Below are 17,054 nucleotides of genomic sequence, written 5' to 3' on the forward strand. Positions count from 1 at the left end.
TTTCCCGTCTCTTAGACAGGCGCAAAATGTCCGTGGCCGGACCTTTTCTGGCGTTTTGCCGCCTTATAGCTGCCGTAAATTGATGAATTCCCCTAAAAGTTGCACTGTTTTTCGTCGGGCATCGTCATAGGGAATGACCGTCAGATCGCCGTGAAGCGAGTGATGAAATCAGTCTTGCCGCGCACGGCGCGCGACCGCCTCGCCCGCCAGGCCGTCAGCCGCATAAACTGGGACGGAATCGGATCAAAGCTGCTGCCCGCCGCAGGGGTGGAAAGCGAACAAACTGCCACACCACCAGCCACCGATGCATTCCCGACTGCCACACCTGCCAGAAAAATGAAGTAAATACATGCGCTTAGCGCGTATGAAAAGGGAGAGTGGAGGCCTCGGCCGGAATCGAACCGGCGTGCAAGGATTTGCAGTCCTCTGCGTAACCACTCCGCCACGAGGCCCCGCGCTGCTGAAAAGCAAGCGTTGGCGGGCGTTTAGAATGATTTGCAATTCGGCGCAAGGGGAATCTCCGAAAAATGGCGGCTAAATTGCGCCTGTATCGCTCCTGGCAGCCGCCTCGCTCTTCATGTGCGTTCGGCGCTCGCGACGCGGCGCTGCCCGCATTGTCCAGACGCCGCGCCTTGCCGGCCCTTCAGGCTTGCGACTTGCGATCTCCGGCAATACTACGTCCGTGACCCGATGCAGGAAACCACAGGCATGCCGACGGCTGAAGACAGACGAAACCGGCGCGACCAGTGCGCCGGCGGCGCCCCCGGATGAGCGCCCTGGTTGCCTATGGCGGCCTGTTTGCCAGCGCGCTGGTCGCCGCGACCATCCTGCCGATGCAATCGGAGGCGGCGCTTTCCGGACTGCTGCTGACGGGAGCCTATCCGGTTTTCGCGCTGGTGCTCGCCGCCTCGCTCGGCAATGTGCTCGGCTCTGTCGTCAACTGGCTGCTGGGACGCGGCATCGCGCGGTTTCGCGACCGGCGCTGGTTTCCGGTCGGCCCGCGGGCGCTTGAAAGGGCGGAAGCCTGGTACGGCCGCTACGGCAAATGGTCGCTTCTCCTGAGCTGGGTCCCGATCATCGGCGATCCGCTGACCGTTGTCGCCGGCGCCCTGCGCGAGCCCTTTCCCGTCTTCCTCGCCCTCGTCACCATTGCCAAGGTCGGGCGCTATCTCGCGCTGACAGCGGCGGTCCTCGGCCTGTCGTAAGAAGACCGGCTGCCGGAAAATCAACAAATTCACATTGGCTGGACACGAATCACGTAAAAAATCAGGTAGGGTTGGCGGCGGATCGGCGGAATGAGGATCCGGCAGAGATCAATCGCGCAGAGCAGGCAGCGGAGAAAGCGATGCATTCAGACAATTTTTTCCGAACCGGGCGCCGACGCTCGAACGCTTCGTTCAGCCGATGCGCCTTGCTCGCCCTTGCCCTGCTCTTTGCCTTCCTCGCCCTCTTCCATGCCGATTACGCAACCAGGGCCTATGCCCGGGAAGCGCCAGCGACGCCCCAGGGGCAACAGGACGCGACGGCTGCGGAACTGGTTCAGGAGATCATCAGCGACGCCTCAGACAATGAGGGCTTGCATTCGCGTTACCAGCGGCTTGTGACCAACCCGATCTCGCCGCCCGACACGCGCAGCCCGCGCGCCACGCTCGAAAGCTTTCTGGTCATCATGCAGGCGGCCAACAAGCTCTGGCTCGGCGTGCGCGACGAATTCTTCGCCAATGACAACTTCTTCATGACGGAGGAAGAGAAGGATCAACTGGTTCTCGTCCAGTCCCTGCTCGGCAAGGCCGCGCAGACCTTCGACCTTTCCGACGTTCCCGCCGCCTCACGCGAGCGTTTCAGCATCGAGACGGTGCTTCAGCTTCAGGAGATCTTCGATCGAATCTACCTGCCGCCGCTCGAGGATATTCCCGGTCTGCCGGCAGGCTCCAACGCCCGGGCGGACGCCCTCGGCGGCCCCCTTCCGGACAAATGGATCATCCCCGGCACAAGCCTCACCATCGAGCGCGTGCAGGACGGGCCCTATTCCGGCCAGTATCTGTTCACCGCGGCGACAGTGGACGAGATTCCGGATGATTACGAGGCGCTTCAGTCGCTGCCGATCATCGCCGACAGGGGCGAGGACCTCTACCAGTACTACATCTATACCCCCGGAAACCTCGTCGCGCCGCAATGGTATCAGTTCATACTGGACGGTCCGGGCTGGCTTCAGAACACGTTTGGCGGCCAGGCCTACTGGCAGTGGCTCGCGCTCGCGCTCACCGTGGTCGTGCTGATGCTGGCGATTGCCCTCTACAGCCGCTGGAATAACCGCCGCCCGGTTCCGCTCGATCCCGCCGCCCGCCAGTCGCGCCGCCTCACGCCGCCGCTTCTCGTGATCCTCGCCGCGAACCTGTTTCACTATCTCTGCGAGGAGCAGATCAACATCACCGGCGACCTTCTGCAGATCGTGACAACAATCGTCAGCGCCATCATCTGGACGACATCGGCCTGGCTCACCTACCAGGTGCTGCAGACGCTCTATATGTGGACGATCCGCAATCCGACCGTCAACAACGCCAGCCTTGATGCCAGCCTGGTGCGCACCGGCTTCAGGGTCGCCTCCTTCCTGGTGGCGATCGTCGTGCTCGGCTACGGCGCCACCCGGATCGGCATCCCGATCTACGGCGTCGTCGCCGGTCTCGGCGTCGGCGGCCTGGCCATCGCCCTTGCCGCGCAGCCGACGCTCGAAAACTTCATCAGCGGCCTCATTCTTTATGCTGACAGGATCGTGCGCGTCGGCGACTTCTTCCAGTTTTCCGACACCGCCGGAACGGTCGAGGAAATCGGCATCCGCTCGACCCGCATCCGCGCGCTCGACCGCACGCTGATCATCGTCGCCAATGCCGAGCTGGTGAAACACAAGATCACCAATTACAGCCAGCGCGACGTCTTCCTGTTCCGCCACAAGGTCGGTGTCAGATACGAGACCGACAGCGAAGCCCTGCACAAGGTGCGCGACAGCATTCACGCAGCCCTGGAAGCGCATGAGAGCGTTCTGGAAAGCCCGCTGCGCGTGCGCCTGGTGGAATATGGCGACTTCGCCATTCTCTTCGACATCTACGCCAATATCGCGGCGACCGACATGAACGCCTTCCTCGAGGTTCAGGAACAGCTCCTGATCGCGATCCGCGAGGCCGTCGAGGACAACGGCGCGAGCTTTGCCTTCCCCTCCTCCACTGTCTATCTGTCCCGCGATCAATTGCCGGAACAGAAGACCGTCGACATCGTTGAGAACGAAAGTGACGAGGAGAGGTCAAAGAGCGCCCCCGCGGAAAAGGCCTATCCCGTCGATGAAACGTAAGCATTGACCTGCCGCAGGGGCCCGGCGGGTCCTTCGGGAGATGTCATGGTCTGGGGCTGGATCAACGCGAATTCGGGCGCGCTGAGCGCTATTGCGAGCTTCTGCACGCTCGTCATCTGGGCAATCTATCTGCAGCTGATCTTCAGCGGCTTTCGCGAGGGCCGGCGCGCGAAGATCCTGATCAATCGCGGCGCCGGCCCGACGCTGGAAGGACACTGCCTGGTCGCCAATATGAGCGCCAAGCCGATCTATATCGACGCCGTGCTGCTCGATTTCACCCTAAAGGATGAGGACGGCGACAGGAATCTCCGCTATTCCCTGAGCAACCTCAATTTCGATGAGGACGGCACGCCTGATCCGCGCAAGCGCTGGTTCCAGGGCCCGCTCGATTCCGGCGAGCATCTCGATCTCGGCTCGTTCAGGACGCTGATCGGCAAGATGTCGCCGAAGGGTTTCGATGATTTCGAAAACATCGCCGACGTCAAGCTGACCGTCGTTGCGACCTATACCTCCGAGGACCAGCCGGTGGCCGCCGAACGCAGCTTCGACATCCTCCGTAAGGAAGGTGACCTGCTGCTGTCGCCCCGCGCCTATTCGGCCACGCAGATCCGCTCCCGCAGCGCCAGACGGCGGATCGAGAGCGAAATGCGCGCCATGCACAGTTCCGAGCGCGGCGACGGCCCCGAAACGGGCGACGGGGTGCAGCGGCGCGGCTGAGGCCCTGCGGGCCCCTCCCGATCGCCGCTCCGGCCGCGGGAGCGGGCCGGCTGGCCGAAGCGAAAAGGGCCTCATTACGGCCTTGCGCGCGAAAGCGGAAGACAATGTTATTTTTTTGCAAAAAGGGCTTGGCAAACCGCCCGTGCATTTGTATTAACCCGCTCACACCGCAGCGCCCGAGCGGCGCGCATATTCCCTGGTAGCTCAGCGGTAGAGCACTCGACTGTTAATCGATAGGTCGTCGGTTCGAATCCGACCCGGGGAGCCACTTATTCTTGATTTGCCGAAAACTTAAAGCATTTCACCTGACAGGCTGTCTATGCACCTGAATGAATTGGCGTATTCTTCATTCCGAAGACCATGCGAATCATGAAGGCACGCCATGCAGATCACAGTCACAGCCGATCCCGATGCGGACGATATCGCCCGGGTCGACGAGAACCTCTCGCGCTTCAACGATGACGACGTCGGGCCGGCGGAGCGCAAGCCGCTGTCCGTTTTCGTGCGTGACGGCGACGGCGTTGTGATCGCCGGTATCAACGCATTCACCGCCTGGGGCTGGCTCTACGTGCAGCGGCTGTGGGTGGGCGAGGACGCGCGAGGGCAAGGCGTGGCCGGAAAAATGCTTTCAGCCGCCGAGAACGCAGCGCGCGCACGCGGTTGTCACGACGCCTTCATCGACACCTTCAATCCGGTCGCGCTCAAGGCCTATCAGCGCTCCGGCTATGTCGAATTCGGCCGAATGCAGAATTTTGTCGCCGGCCGCGATCGGGTATTCCTGCAGAAAAAACTGTAGCGAACAGGGCAGAAAAGCCTGAACTCTTCAAATCAAATTTCCGATTTCAGTCCTCTTTTCGGATTTCGGTCAACCCGCGACCCGCCCTCCGCTCATCGGCTCGGGCACGCCGGTCGTCGTCGGAAAGCTGAAGGGAAGGCCGCGCATGGCCCTCACGGCAAGAAAGGCGAAGCATTCGGCTTCGATCGCGTCGCCGCGCCAGCCGACGGATTCCGCCGGCACCGCCTCGACGCCTGCGCGGGTCTGAAGCATCGCCATGATCGCCGGGTTGCGCCTGCCGCCGCCGCAAACGACGAGACGGTCGGGGCGCGCGGGCAGAAGATCGAGCGCCTTGCCGACGGCGGCGGCGGTAAAGGCCGTCAGCGTCGCAGCACCCGTTGCAGGATCCAGCCCTTCGGCCATGGCAGAGGAGAAATCGAAACGGTCGAGCGATTTCGGATAGGGCGCGGCGAGATAGGGATGCCCGAGCAACTTTGAAAGCCGCGCCTCGTCCACCGTGCCGGAAAGCGCAAGCGCGCCGTCACGGTCCATCTCGCCAAGGCCGTTTTCCTTCATGAAGTCGTTGAGCGGCGCATTCGCCGGGCCGGTATCGAAGGCGATCAGTCGATCGCCGCCGTCCCACCATGTGACATTGGCAACGCCGCCGAGATTGAGCACCGCCGTTTTGCCGGAGGTATCGAGGCTTTTCAGCAACGCCTGGTGATAGCCGGCCGAAAGCGGCGCGCCCTGCCCGCCGGCGCGCACATCCGCCGTGCGGAAATCATAGGCCACCTTGCAGCCGAGGATGCGGCTCATCAGCGCCCCGTCGCCCAGCTGGCGGGTATCGCCCAGGCGATCCTTCGTCGGCGCGCGATGCAGCACGGACTGGCCGTGAAAGCCGACAATGCCGATATCGGCCATCGACAGTCCCTCGGCCTCGACCAACGCTTTCACCGCGTCGGATTGCGCCCGCGTCAGCACCTTTTCGGCCTCGGCGAAGATCGTCGGCTCCGACCCTTCGAAATTCCAGGCGCGGGCCGCCGCCAGCGTTTCCTCCAGCAGATCGCGCGTCGCCTGCGGATAGGGAGCCAGCGTATAGGCGCCGAACGTCTCCACGGTGACGCCGTCGGTTTTCAAAAGCGCGACATCGATATTGCCGTCGAGCACGGTTCCGGTCATCAGACCGACGGCCCAGACGGGTTTGAAATCCTGCACCATCATTCCGCTCCGTTGATAAGGTCGCTGACCCGCCGCCTCAGCGTCATGATGCCGCTTTCGGTATGGCGGCTCGGGTGGACACGGTTGGTCAGCAGCGTCCAGGCATGGCCGCGCGCGAAATCCACGCACAGCGACGTGCCGGTGAAGCCGGTATGGCCGACCGTCCCTTCGGAGCACAGCGCGCCGCCATGCCAGTTCTCGTAAGGCCGCTCCCAGCCATGGGTCCGTCTTTCGGACAACGGCTCGCGCATCAGTTTCACCGCTGGATCACCGGCGACATCGCGCTGCAAAAGACCGGTCGCGTGGTCAAGCACGGCATCAACCGTGCCGAACAGGCCGGCATGGCCGGAGCCCTGAAGCGCGTGGCAATTCTCGTCATGCACCGCGCCGCAGATCACCCGTCCGCGCCAGCTGCAGCACTCGGTGGCCGCCGTCTTCTCCGGATCGGCGGAAAAGGCAAAGCCCGGCCCCGGATCGAGATCGCGGACGGTCTTGCCGGAAATCCGCTCCAGCGCGATGCCGAGGAGAATGAAATTGATGTCGGAATAGACGGGTGTTTCGACCCGTTTCCATTCGCGCTGCAGCACGAAGGCGCGCAGCCGGTCCGGATCGTCGCCATAGGTATAGATCGGCTCGACCGCAGGAAAGGGCGTCTGGTGGCCGAGGCACTGGCGGAAGGTGACCTGCCGCTCCCAGCAATCGGGAGCATATTGCCGGAAGTCGGGGATGCACGCGGTCAGCGGTTCATCGAGGTCGATCGCCCCCTCCCCGGCCAGCGCCAGAATACGCTCCGTGGTGAAAATCACCTTTGTCAGCGAGGCCAGATCGAACCATGTTTCGGTCGTCATCGGCCGCGTTTCCGGCTCCAGCGCCGCCGCGCCGCAGGCTTGCGTCAGCCGCCTGCCCTCGCCATCCACAAGCCCGAGAACGCCGCCGGGAATGCGGCCTTCGTCAACCGACGCCTTCAACGCGGCGAAGGCCCTGTCGAAGCGATCCGAAAAATTTGAGGTCATCACGCCTCTTCCCTCCGCGCCATGTGGTCGTCGCCAAACCGCAGCCAGTCGGCCTTCGGCGGCTCATAGCCCGCCGGGCGCACCAGCGAGGGCACTTCGGTTGTATCAAGCCGATACTCCTGCCGTCGCCGGTCGATGCTCGGCACGGCGGCAATCAGCCGCCTGGTGTAAGAGTGCTTCGGCGAAGACAGCACCGAAGCGGCGTCGCCGATCTCGACGATCTGCCCGGCATAGACCACGGCGATGCGATGGGCGATGCGCTCGACCACGGCCATGTCGTGGGTGACGAACAGGTAGGAGAGGTTCATGTCGCGCTGCAGCGCGGTCAGAAGGTCCAGCACCATCGCCTGCACCGAGACGTCGAGGGCGGAGACCGCCTCATCCAGCACCACGACGGAAGGTTTCAGCATCAGCGCGCGGGCAATGCAGAGGCGCTGGCGCTGGCCGCCGGAAAATTCATGCGGATAGCGGGTGAGCGCGTTTTCGGGCAGGCCGACGCGTTCCAGGAGTTCGGCCATGCGGGCGCGGGTCTCGGCGTTCAGACGCCCGCCGGTGGCAATCACCGGTTCGGCGAGGATGCTGTCGACGCGCAGGCGCGGATTAAGCGAGGCGTAGGGGTTCTGGAACACCATCTGGATCGGATCGCCATGGGCGGCAATGCTTGCCCCCTCGCCCAGATGAAACGCGCCGCGCGTCGGCTGCGTCAGCCCCATGATGGCACGCGCCGTGGTCGATTTTCCCGAGCCGCTTTCGCCGACGATGCCGAGCGTTTCACCGGGCATCAGGTCGAAATCGATGCCGTCAACCGCATGCACGGCACCGCTCTGGCGACGGAAGAAGCCGGAGGTGACGGGAAACCGCACGGTCAGGTCCTCGACGATCAGCGCGGGTCTGGCCTCTCCAGCCTGCGCACGCGAGAAATCCGTCCGAACGGCGCGGCCGTCGTCGAAGTGCGGCACGGCCTTAAGGAGATGTTGCGTATAGGGATGCTGCGGATTGTCGAGCACGTCATCGGTCGGCCCCTGCTCCACCGCCTCGCCCTGTTGCATCACCATCACCTTGTCGGCAATGCCGGCGACGAGGCCGATGTCGTGAGTGATGAAGATCAGGCCCATGTCGCTTTCGCGCTTCAGTTCGGAGAGCAGCGCCAGGATCTGCGCCTGCACGGTCACATCAAGCGCGGTCGTCGGCTCGTCGGCGATCAGAAGGCGCGGATTGCAGGAGAGCGCGGTGGCGATCATCACCCGCTGCAACATGCCGCCGGAGAGCTGGTGCGGATGGTATTTCAGCCGCCGCTCGGCATCGGGAATGCGCACGCGTTTCAGGGCATCGACGGCTGCGTTCATCGCCTGTCTGCCGGTCAGCCCGTGATGCAGGCGGAAGCTTTCAGCAATCTGCTCGCCGATCGTGTGCACCGGATTGAGCGAGGTCATCGGCTCCTGGAAGATCATGCCGATCTCGCGGCCCCGGATCCTTGCCAGATCCTTCTCGGGCACAGCGGCAAGGTCCGCGACTTCGCCGGAACCGAGCGCGAAATCGATCCGTCCCTTGGTGATCCTGCCTCCGCCGAAATCGACAAGCCGGTTGAGGCAAAGCGCGGTGACGGACTTGCCCGAGCCGCTCTCGCCGACGATCGCCAGCGTCTCGCCCGCATCCAGCGTGAAATCGATGCCGTGGACGACCTCGTTTCTGACCGGGTCCTTGCCGAAGCCCACATGCAGGTCGGAGACGGAAAGAAGACGGCTCATGCCTCGGCCCTCCTTGAACGCGGGTCAAGAATATCGCGCAGCGCGTCGCCCAGAAGGTTGAAGCCCAAAATGCCGATCATGATGGCGAAGGCGGGAAAAACCAGCAGCCAGGGCGCCATTTCCATCAGGTTGCGCGCCTCGCTCAGCATCAGCCCGAGGGAGGCTTTCGGCGGTTGGGTGCCGAGACCGAGGAAGGAAAGCCCGGCCTCAGTCAGAAGCGCCCAGGCGAGCGCCAGCGTCACCTGCACGGTGAGCGGCGCGACCAGATTGAGCAGCATGTGGCGCGAGAGAATATAGCGGCGCGACGAACCGAAGGTGCGCGCGGCATCGACGAATTCGCGGGTCTTCAGCGACAGCGCGGGCCCACGCACCACGCGGGTGAAGATCGGCGTGTAGACGAAGGCGATCGCCATCACGCTCGTCCATGTTCCGGGGCCGACAATGGTGATGATCAGGAGCGCCAGCAGGATGGCCGGAAAGGCCAGAAGTACATCCATCAGCCGCATGATCGTGCCGTCCCAATAGCTGCCGAACCAGGCGGCGGCCAGACCCAGCACGATGCCGGCGACGGTCGCCAGCGCCACGGAGGCGAAGGAGACGATGAACGACTGGGCGATGCCGATCATCAGGCGGCTCGCGACATCACGGCCGAGAAGGTCGGTGCCCATCCAGTAGGTCGCGTTCGGGGCGTGCAGCCGGTCGATGCGGAATTGCATCAGCGGATCGTGCGGCGTGAGCCCGACAAGGCCGAGCACCGCGATGATGATGTACAGCGTGACGATGGTGCCGCCGATGCGACCGCTCGGATGGGCGAAGATGGAGCGCAGGAGCTGCATTACTTGCCTCCCAGCCGGATGCGCGGATCGAGCGCCGCATAGGCGAGATCCACCAGCAGATTGACGATCATGAAATTGAAGGCGATGAAGAGGACGCTGCCCTGCACCAGCGCGTAATCACGCTGCAGGATCGCTTCCAGCACGGTGCGCCCGAGGCCCGGCAGCGCAAACACCTGTTCGACGATGACGGCGCCGCCCAGAAGATAACCGAACTCGACGCCCGAGACGGTCACCACCGGGATCAGCGCATTCGGCAGCGCGTGGTGCCAGATGACGGAACGCGCCGGCACGCCCTTGGCGCGCGCCGTGCGGATGTAATCATCGGAGAGAATATCGAGCATCGCCGAGCGGGAAATGCGGGTGACGGCGGCGGCGAAGGCAAAGCCGAGCGTCAGCGCCGGCAGGATCATCTGCGCGAGGTTCTTCAGCGGGTCTTGCCAGAGCGGCGTGAACGTGCCCATGGCGGGCAGAACGCCGAACCAGACGGATAGCGCATAGATCGCCAGCAACGCGACGACGAAACTCGGCGTCGACTGGCCGACCATGGCGACGATCCGGACGATGAGATCGGACGGCTTTTCCGCATGGGTGGCGGCGTAAATGCCGGCGGGAAGGCCGACGGCGAGCGCGACGACCATGGACAGAAGCGCCAGTTCCAGCGTCAGCGGAAAGACGCGCAGGATAACCTCCATCACCGGCCTGCCATAGGTGACCGAGATGCCGAGATTGCCGTGCAGCACGCCGCCGAGCCAGTGCCAGTACTGGCCGAACCAGCTCTGGTCCATTCCGAAATAGGTTTCCAGTGACGCCCGCTGCGCCGGTGTCAGAAGGCCGGCCTCGGTTCCCAGCATCGCCGTGATGGCATCGCCGGGAACCAGCCTGATCGAGACGAAGACGAGGACGGATACCCCGAGCATGACCACAGGGAAGGTCACCAGTCGCCGGGTCAGATAGTTCATGGGGTATGCGCCTCTTGCTTCTTTTCTGCCCGGTTATTCGCTGACAGTAACGGCGGAAAGGCCGAAGAGCGAGCCCGTCGGGTTGGCCTCGAAACCGCTTACCTTGTCGTTTGCCGCGGTGTAGCTGTAGCCGGTGTAAAGCCAGATCCAGGGCGAGACCTCGGTGATGTGCCTGGAGAACTCGGCAAAGATCTCCTTGCGCTTCGCCGGGTCGGTCTCGACGCGGCCGTCCTGCATCAGGCTGTCGAGCGTGTCGTCGCCGTAATGGGCGACATGGGCGAGGTTGCCGTCCTTTGTCCAGTAGCGGTTATACATGGTATAGGGGTCGGTGCGCCCGCCGTTCAGCGCCACGGCCATGTCGAAATCGCCCTTCAGCCAGCGGTCGATATAGACGTTGAGTTCCATCATCTCGATTTCGAGGTCGATGCCGATCTCGCCAAGCTGCGACTGGATCACCTGCGCTTCGGCGGCTGCCGTCGGCGGCTCGCCGGTCGCCGCCATCACCTTGGCGGAAAAGCCGTCCTCATAGCCGGCCTCGGCCATCAGCGCCTTTGCCTTTTCGAGATCGGGCGTATAGCAGAAGAGCTCGGACGGATCGGTCGCATAGGCAGGCATGGTCAGCGGCCCGGTTACCTTGCCCTCGCCCAGGAGCGCGGCGTCCAGCACGTCCTGACGGTCGATGGCGCAGGAGATTGCCTGGCGGACCTTTTTTTCGGTCATCGCCCCGCGATCGGCGTTCAGCTGCAGCACATGATAGTTCAGCACCGGTTCGCGCGTCAGCGTCAGTCCCGGATTGTTCGGCACGAGCGTGGCGACCAGCGGATCATTGATCAGCGCGAAATCCACCTGATTGGTGCGCAGCGCCGCGAGGATCGCGGTCTCATCGGGCAGGACCGAGATGTTGATGCCGTCGACGCCAACCTCGCCGCCCGCCCAGTTCGCGTTGGCGGCGAGCACCTCTCGGGAGTTCGGCTCCCAGCTTGTCAGAACGAAGGGGCCGGAGCCGAGCGTTTCCGTGCCGATCGTGCCCGCTTCGATGGCGCTTGCCGGCACGATCGCGGCATTGATCGAGGACATCGCCGTCAGAAGCGGCACATCCGGCTGCGACAGATTGAAGACCACGGTCCCGTCATCCGGCGTGTCGATGCTTTCGATGGAGAGGAAGTTGGCGCGGGCCGAGGCACCGGTTTCCTCATTCAGGATCCGTTCGAAAGATGCTTTCACATCCGCCGGCATCACCTTGTCGCCATTGGAGAATTTCGCATCCGGGTCAAGCTTGAAGGTCAGCGTTCGGCCGTCTTCCGAGAATTCCCAGGACGTGGCGATCGCCGGCGCGATGTTGAGTTCGCTATCGGTGCGCACCAACGGCTCGTAGACGAGTTCCAGCAGGCGCAGCGACGAAAAAGCCGTCTGCTTGTGCGGGTCGAGACCGGTCGCATCCTGCGACCAGGCCATGTTCAGCGTTGCCGCGGCGGCCGGAACCGCCGCGCCCGCGACGCCGAGCGCTGCGGCAACGGCGACGGCGGAAACCAGATTCTTGAAACGGGGTCTTCCCATGATCATTTCCCTCGAGATTATTGAGCGTTGCCGATGCGGCCTCCTGCCGGCACCGGAGAGACTTCAGCTATCGCGGCTTGTCGCCGTCTTCTGGTTGATCGCCTTGCGCAGGAAGCCGCCGGTCTCGTCCAGGAGATCGCGGCCCTCCTGCAGTTCCATATCCGTCAGCGCCAGGAGGATGGCGAGCTTGACGTCGTTTTTCGTCTTTTCGAGCAATTTTTCAGCGGTTTCGGCCGGAACGTCCGCCGCCTCCATGACGATGCGAACGGCGCGCGCGTAAAGCTTGGCGTTGGAGACCGTCACATCGACCATCAGGTTCTCGTAGACCTTGCCGATGCGGACCATGCTGGCGGTGCTCAGCATGTTGAGGACGAGTTTCTGCGCCGTGCCGGATTTCAGCCTTGTGGAACCGGCCAGCACTTCCGGGCCGACGACCGGCGCAATCGAGATGTCGGCGATTTCGGCGATGGCGGAAGACGGATTGCAGGAAAGCGCGACAGTCGCCGCTCCGGTTTCCTTCGCATAGGTCAGGGCCCCGATGACGTAGGGCGTGCGCCCGCTGACCGCGATGCCGACGACGACATCCCGCGCCGTCAGGCCGATGGCCTTCAGGTCGGCAGCGCCCAGCGCCGGATCATCCTCTGCCCCTTCGACGGCGGTGGTCAGCGCCCTCTCGCCGCCGGCGATCAGGCCGACGACCATGCCGGGGGGAACGGAGAAGGTGGGCGGGCATTCGGAGGCATCGAGAACGCCGAGCCGGCCGCTCGTGCCCGCGCCGATATAGACAAGCCGGCCGCCGGCATCGAAGGCCTCGACGATGCGATCGACAGCGCTCGCAATGGCGTCGGCCTCGCGGCCGACGGCAATCGCGGCCTCGCCATCCTCGGCATTGATCTTTCCGATGATTTCACGCGTCGACAGCAGGTCGAGATCAAGCGTGCGCGGATTGCGCCCCTCGGACACCAGCTTTTCCAGCTCGCCGGCCAGCAAATTCATGAATGCATTCCCCTTGTCTGCCGCGCGATGCGTTATTTTTATTGTCTTTCATCGCAGCGCTCGGGAAAGGCTATAATCACAAATTCCATTTGTCAAATTCATTACAGAATATTTTATTCCAATCGGCTCTGGCTCGTTTGTGCTGAAGAGTCCGGGCTCGCGCCCGCCTGCGTGAGGCCGTGAAACCGTTACGCTTTCGCAATCATTCCGTTGTATTCCGCGAAAAGGAATTTATTATTCCGGCATTTACACCGGCCGACCGAGGAAAACCGTGTCCGTTCTCAATGTGATAGAAGCCCAGCTTGACAATCTGGCTCCGGCGGACCGGCAGATCGGCCGTTTCATCCTCGACAATCCCGACGAGGTTCTCCGGCTTTCCTCCGCGCGCCTTGCCGAACGGACCGGCCGCAGCCAGTCGAGCGTGGTGAAATTCGCCCAGAAATTCGGCTTTTCCGGCTATCAGGAGATGAAACTCGCCGTCAGCAAGGCGAGAGCGCACGCCTGGCGGCCGCCCGGCGCGCTGCACAGCACGATAGAACTCGGCGACAGCCCGGCGGCGGTGGCGCAGAAGCTGCTTTCGAGCAAGATGCACGCCATGCAGCAGACCATCGCCGCCAATGACGAGCGCGACATCGCCCGCGTCATGGACCTGGTCGACACGGCGGGCCGCATTCACGTGGCCGGCGTCGGCGCCTCCTCGCTGGTGGCGCGCGATTTCTGCCTCAAACTGCAAAAGCTTGGCCGTTATGCGCTTCACGATGCCGACAGCCATGTGCAGATGGCCAATGTCTCCGCCTCGAAGACCGGCGACGTTCTCTTTGCCCTTTCCCATTCGGGTACAAGCATCGAGACCGTGCGGATCGCCGAGCTTGCCGCAAGACGCGGCGCGACCGTCGTCTCGATCACCGGGCCGCAGCAGAACCCGGTCGCGCGCGGCGCTGGCGTCACGCTCTACACGATTGCCGACGAGGAACGGGTGCGCTCGTCCGCCATCACCGCCCGCGACGCGCAGCTGATGCTGACGGATTTCCTGTTCATTCTGCTGCTGCAGCGGCAAAAGGATGCCGGCGATTATATCGCCGGCAGCGGCGAGGCGGTGACCGCGCTCAAGCTCGGCGCAGACAAATAGGCGCGCTCAGCCCTTCATCGGCACGCAGATCTCCGTGATCAGTTCTGCGGGCGGCGTATCGCGCGGATCGTTGCGATAGATTTCGCAGGGCGGAGCGTCGGCGGGCTCGTGACCGGCGGCGGGAAGCCAGCTGCCATAGAACCAGTGATAGGCCTTGTGCAGCTCGGCATAGGGGCCCTTGTGGGTGAGCACCGCATAGCGACCGCTCGAAACCACGCGGGCCTCCAGCCCTTGCGGCACATCGGCGCCGTCGGCGAGCGTGAGGCCCGCGAAGGCATTGAGGTCCTTCTCCTCCGTCAGGCCGGGGTCGTCATAGTAGATTCCGATCATCTCCGTTTGCGGACCGAGGGCCCCGGCAGCGGCCATCATGCCCGCCGCCGGACCGAAGGCCCTGTCGATTTCCATATAGGAGCCGCGGTGCGGCAGGCCCGCAAGCCGCCGCTCTTCCATATCGCGCAAGGTGACGTCATACATGTCATGGTTCCTTTCAGGGACCGGTTGATCAAACATCGTGTGCCGGCCGGCCTTCCTGTAGGCGGCCGGGGTGTTGCCGTAGGTGGTCTTGAAAAGACGGGTGAACGCCGGTACGCCGGATGATCCGGCCCGTTTCGCGATCGCCTCGACCGGCGCATCCGAATTGACGAGTTCGCCGGCTGCCCGGTGCAGGCGCAAACGCCTCACGGTCGCGGCGATCGTCTCGCCCTGGATGCCGCGATAGATGCGGTGCCAGTGCCACGGCGACAGACAGGCGATTTCGGCGAGCCTGGCGAAATCGAGCTCCTCGTCGAGGTGTTCGTGAATATAGGCGATGACCCGCATGAGCCTTTGCTGATAGGTTTGAAAATCCGGCGCGTTGTTCATCTCTTCTTTCCGTTTCCACTTGGCGGCATGGTTGAAGCACACGCCGGTTTGACAAATCTTGCGGAATTGTTCGGCGTACCGGAAATCGTTACGCTGGCCTTGCCAGCGGCAACAGGTTTGCTAAACATACATCGATCATCCCCTCCCCGCGCAAGGTTGCCAGGCCATGCCCACCCGTCTCGTTCCCAAAACCGTCAGCGTCCTGAAGGAGGGCTATGGCCTTTCCCGGCTGAAGGCCGACACCATTGCCGGCCTCACCGTTGCCATCGTCGCCCTGCCGCTCTCCATGGCCATCGCGATTGCCTGCGGCGTCTCCCCCGATCGCGGACTTTACGCGGCGATCATCGGCGGCTTCTTCGTCTCGCTCTTCGGCGGCAGCCGGCACCAGATCGGCGGACCTGCCGGCGCTTTCATCGTACTGGTGGCGGCGTCCGTGGAACGCCACGGCGTCGACGGGCTGATGCTGGCGGTGATCCTCTCCGGCCTGATCATGATCGCGGCCGGCTATCTGAGGCTCGGCGCCTATATCCGCTTCATCCCCTACCCCGTGACGGTCGGCTTTACCGCGGGCATCGCCATCATCATCTTCGCCAGCCAGCTTTCGGCCATTCTCGGCCTTGACCTGCCAGAAAAGGAGCCGGGCCCCTTCGCCGACAAGATTGCCTATCTGGCGCGGTTCGTCGGCACGACCAATGTCGCAGCCCTTGCGATCGCCATCGGCACCATCGCCCTGATCATCGCGCTCCGAAAGGTCAGGCCCGGCTGGCCCGGCATGCTGATCGCCGTTGCCGTCGCGACGCTGGCCGCAACCCTTCTGAACCTTCCGGTGGAAACCATCGGCAGCCAGTTCGGCGGGCTGCCGCGCGGCCTGCAGGCGCCTGCGGTCCCGACGCTCTCGCTCGAAAAGGTCATCTCGGTCCTGCCGGACGCCTTCGCCTTCGCGCTTTTGGGGTCCATCGAATCGCTGCTGTCCGCTGTCGTCGCCGACGGCATGACCGGGCGACGCCACCGCTCGAACATGGAGCTGATCGGCCAGGGCATCGCCAACATCGCCTCCGGCCTGTTCGGCGGCATCTCGGTCACCGGCACGATCGCCCGCACGGCGACCAATGTGCGCGCCGGCGCCACCAGCCCGTTTTCGGGCATGCTGCACGCCCTCTTCCTGCTGGTCTTCATGCTGGTCGCGGCGCCCCTTGCCCGCTTCATTCCGCTTGCAGCCCTTTCGGGCGTCCTGGCGGTCGTCGCCTGGAGCATGGTCGAAAAACCGGCAATCCGGGCCCTCTTCAGGAGTTCGCGCGGCGATGCGGTGATCCTCACCGTGACGTTGCTGCTCGTCGTCTTCCGCGACCTGACCGAGGGCATTGTCGCCGGTTTTGCGCTGGGCGCCGTGCTCTTCATCGACCGCATGGGCCGCAATGTCGCCGTCAGTCCCTATGACGACTACAATGCCAAAAGCGAGCACCCGATCGTCAACACCGACCCCGACACGATCGTCTACCGCATTTCCGGCGCCTTCTTTTTCGGGGCAGCCTCCACCGTCGGCTCGGTTCTGGACCGGATTGCCGACCGGGCGAAGAATTTCGTGCTCGACCTTTCGGACGTCTCCTACATGGATTCCTCGGCCGCGAACGTGCTCGAAAGCACGGTCCGTCGGGCGCGCGCGCGCAATGTCCGTGTCTTCCTCACGGGCGTCGCGCCGCCGGTGAAAGCCATCCTTGTCGCCCATCACATCGACGAAGACCACGTCACCTACAGCGCCGACCTCGATGCCGCCGCCGCCCTGATTGCGGCAGGCGCGGACAGGGCGGACGAAAACCATTGATCCACACCTCTCTTGCGCCCGAAACATAAACCGAACACGGGACGAAAAACCTTTATATTTCAATGATTCTAGGGGGA

The 17,054-nt window shown here is 63.6% G+C and carries 15 protein-coding genes and 2 tRNA genes; 8 read left to right on the plus strand and 9 right to left on the minus strand.

What is annotated here, in order from left to right; genetic code table 11:
- Positions 1 to 162 precede the first annotated feature (162 nt).
- Positions 163 to 345, plus strand: coding sequence for a hypothetical protein (locus JET14_RS22655; protein ID WP_210342043.1), 183 nt, complete (start codon positions 163 to 165; stop codon positions 343 to 345).
- Positions 346 to 378: 33 nt separating this feature from the next.
- On the opposite strand, the gene JET14_RS11430 is transcribed toward JET14_RS22655, so the two are convergent.
- Positions 379 to 452 (minus strand) — tRNA-Cys (locus JET14_RS11430).
- 315 nt (positions 453 to 767) lie between these two features.
- On the opposite strand from JET14_RS11430, the gene JET14_RS11435 reads away from it, so the two are divergent.
- From JET14_RS11435 to JET14_RS11455, 5 genes are all read left to right on the plus strand, one after another.
- Complete coding sequence (locus tag JET14_RS11435; protein ID WP_200333632.1) at positions 768 to 1,205, plus strand: YqaA family protein; 438 nt, start codon at positions 768 to 770, stop codon at positions 1,203 to 1,205.
- Positions 1,206 to 1,411: 206 nt separating this feature from the next.
- Positions 1,412 to 3,346 (plus strand): mechanosensitive ion channel domain-containing protein, encoded by a 1,935-nt coding sequence (locus tag JET14_RS11440; protein WP_246750295.1) that lies wholly within the window; start codon positions 1,412 to 1,414, stop codon positions 3,344 to 3,346.
- A gap of 45 nt (positions 3,347 to 3,391) precedes the next feature.
- The gene (locus tag JET14_RS11445; RefSeq protein WP_200333637.1) at positions 3,392 to 4,063 is read left to right on the plus strand and encodes a hypothetical protein; all 672 of its coding nucleotides are present in this window, start codon (positions 3,392 to 3,394) and stop codon (positions 4,061 to 4,063) included.
- 193 nt (positions 4,064 to 4,256) lie between these two features.
- Positions 4,257 to 4,331, plus strand: a tRNA-Asn gene (locus tag JET14_RS11450).
- Positions 4,332 to 4,445: 114 nt separating this feature from the next.
- Positions 4,446 to 4,859: a GNAT family N-acetyltransferase gene (locus JET14_RS11455; protein WP_200333639.1), complete on the plus strand. Its 414-nt coding sequence runs from the start codon at positions 4,446 to 4,448 to the stop codon at positions 4,857 to 4,859.
- A gap of 69 nt (positions 4,860 to 4,928) precedes the next feature.
- Here JET14_RS11455 and JET14_RS11460 read toward each other — a convergent pair whose 3' ends face one another.
- The 7 genes from JET14_RS11460 to murQ form a co-directional block, all read right to left on the minus strand.
- The gene (locus tag JET14_RS11460; RefSeq protein WP_200333641.1) at positions 4,929 to 6,056 is read right to left on the minus strand and encodes an anhydro-N-acetylmuramic acid kinase; all 1,128 of its coding nucleotides are present in this window, start codon (positions 6,054 to 6,056) and stop codon (positions 4,929 to 4,931) included.
- Positions 6,056 to 7,069: a serine hydrolase domain-containing protein gene (locus tag JET14_RS11465; RefSeq protein WP_200333643.1), complete on the minus strand. Its 1,014-nt coding sequence runs from the start codon at positions 7,067 to 7,069 to the stop codon at positions 6,056 to 6,058. Before JET14_RS11465 ends, JET14_RS11460 begins: the two co-directional genes overlap by 1 nt.
- On the minus strand, positions 7,069 to 8,817 hold the full coding sequence (locus tag JET14_RS11470; protein WP_200333645.1) for an ABC transporter ATP-binding protein: 1,749 nt from the start codon (positions 8,815 to 8,817) through the stop codon (positions 7,069 to 7,071). The genes JET14_RS11465 and JET14_RS11470 overlap by 1 nt, the downstream gene beginning before the upstream one ends.
- Complete coding sequence (locus JET14_RS11475; RefSeq protein ID WP_200333647.1) at positions 8,814 to 9,653, minus strand: ABC transporter permease; 840 nt, start codon at positions 9,651 to 9,653, stop codon at positions 8,814 to 8,816. The genes JET14_RS11470 and JET14_RS11475 overlap by 4 nt, the downstream gene beginning before the upstream one ends.
- The gene (locus JET14_RS11480) at positions 9,653 to 10,612 is read right to left on the minus strand and encodes an ABC transporter permease (protein WP_200333649.1); all 960 of its coding nucleotides are present in this window, start codon (positions 10,610 to 10,612) and stop codon (positions 9,653 to 9,655) included. The genes JET14_RS11475 and JET14_RS11480 overlap by 1 nt, the downstream gene beginning before the upstream one ends.
- A gap of 33 nt (positions 10,613 to 10,645) precedes the next feature.
- Positions 10,646 to 12,169: an ABC transporter substrate-binding protein gene (locus JET14_RS11485; protein ID WP_200333651.1), complete on the minus strand. Its 1,524-nt coding sequence runs from the start codon at positions 12,167 to 12,169 to the stop codon at positions 10,646 to 10,648.
- Between the two features lie 63 nt (positions 12,170 to 12,232).
- The gene (gene murQ, locus JET14_RS11490; protein ID WP_200333653.1) at positions 12,233 to 13,165 is read right to left on the minus strand and encodes an N-acetylmuramic acid 6-phosphate etherase; all 933 of its coding nucleotides are present in this window, start codon (positions 13,163 to 13,165) and stop codon (positions 12,233 to 12,235) included.
- 271 nt (positions 13,166 to 13,436) lie between these two features.
- Between murQ and JET14_RS11495 the strand changes: the two genes are divergently transcribed.
- Positions 13,437 to 14,294, plus strand: a complete 858-nt coding sequence (locus JET14_RS11495; RefSeq protein ID WP_200333655.1) for a MurR/RpiR family transcriptional regulator — start codon at positions 13,437 to 13,439, stop codon at positions 14,292 to 14,294.
- 6 nt (positions 14,295 to 14,300) lie between these two features.
- Here JET14_RS11495 and JET14_RS11500 read toward each other — a convergent pair whose 3' ends face one another.
- The gene (locus tag JET14_RS11500; protein WP_200333658.1) at positions 14,301 to 15,155 is read right to left on the minus strand and encodes an AraC family transcriptional regulator; all 855 of its coding nucleotides are present in this window, start codon (positions 15,153 to 15,155) and stop codon (positions 14,301 to 14,303) included.
- A 166-nt stretch (positions 15,156 to 15,321) separates the two neighbouring features.
- Between JET14_RS11500 and JET14_RS11505 the strand changes: the two genes are divergently transcribed.
- Positions 15,322 to 16,977, plus strand: coding sequence for a SulP family inorganic anion transporter (locus tag JET14_RS11505; protein WP_200333660.1), 1,656 nt, complete (start codon positions 15,322 to 15,324; stop codon positions 16,975 to 16,977).
- The last annotated feature ends 77 nt before the right edge of the window (positions 16,978 to 17,054 follow it).

The sequence above is a fragment of the Martelella lutilitoris genome, from assembly GCF_016598595.1.
GTDB lineage: Bacteria > Pseudomonadota > Alphaproteobacteria > Rhizobiales > Rhizobiaceae > Martelella > Martelella lutilitoris_A.

Excerpts from the sequence above, each read along its gene's own strand:
- JET14_RS22655 (WP_210342043.1), top strand. The coding sequence starts at position 163 with ATGAAATCAGTCTTGCCGCGCACGGCGCGCGACCGCCTCGCCCGCCAG.
- JET14_RS11475 (WP_200333647.1), bottom strand. The coding sequence starts at position 9,653 with ATGCAGCTCCTGCGCTCCATCTTCGCCCATCCGAGCGGTCGCATCGGC.
- JET14_RS11455 (WP_200333639.1), top strand. The coding sequence starts at position 4,446 with ATGCAGATCACAGTCACAGCCGATCCCGATGCGGACGATATCGCCCGG.
- JET14_RS11470 (WP_200333645.1), bottom strand. The coding sequence starts at position 8,817 with ATGAGCCGTCTTCTTTCCGTCTCCGACCTGCATGTGGGCTTCGGCAAG.
- JET14_RS11445 (WP_200333637.1), top strand. The coding sequence starts at position 3,392 with ATGGTCTGGGGCTGGATCAACGCGAATTCGGGCGCGCTGAGCGCTATT.
- JET14_RS11435 (WP_200333632.1), top strand. The coding sequence starts at position 768 with ATGAGCGCCCTGGTTGCCTATGGCGGCCTGTTTGCCAGCGCGCTGGTC.
- JET14_RS11505 (WP_200333660.1), top strand. The coding sequence starts at position 15,322 with ATGCCCACCCGTCTCGTTCCCAAAACCGTCAGCGTCCTGAAGGAGGGC.
- JET14_RS11485 (WP_200333651.1), bottom strand. The coding sequence starts at position 12,169 with ATGGGAAGACCCCGTTTCAAGAATCTGGTTTCCGCCGTCGCCGTTGCC.
- JET14_RS11500 (WP_200333658.1), bottom strand. The coding sequence starts at position 15,155 with ATGAACAACGCGCCGGATTTTCAAACCTATCAGCAAAGGCTCATGCGG.
- murQ (WP_200333653.1), bottom strand. The coding sequence starts at position 13,165 with ATGAATTTGCTGGCCGGCGAGCTGGAAAAGCTGGTGTCCGAGGGGCGC.
- JET14_RS11460 (WP_200333641.1), bottom strand. The coding sequence starts at position 6,056 with ATGGTGCAGGATTTCAAACCCGTCTGGGCCGTCGGTCTGATGACCGGA.
- JET14_RS11465 (WP_200333643.1), bottom strand. The coding sequence starts at position 7,069 with ATGACCTCAAATTTTTCGGATCGCTTCGACAGGGCCTTCGCCGCGTTG.
- JET14_RS11480 (WP_200333649.1), bottom strand. The coding sequence starts at position 10,612 with ATGAACTATCTGACCCGGCGACTGGTGACCTTCCCTGTGGTCATGCTC.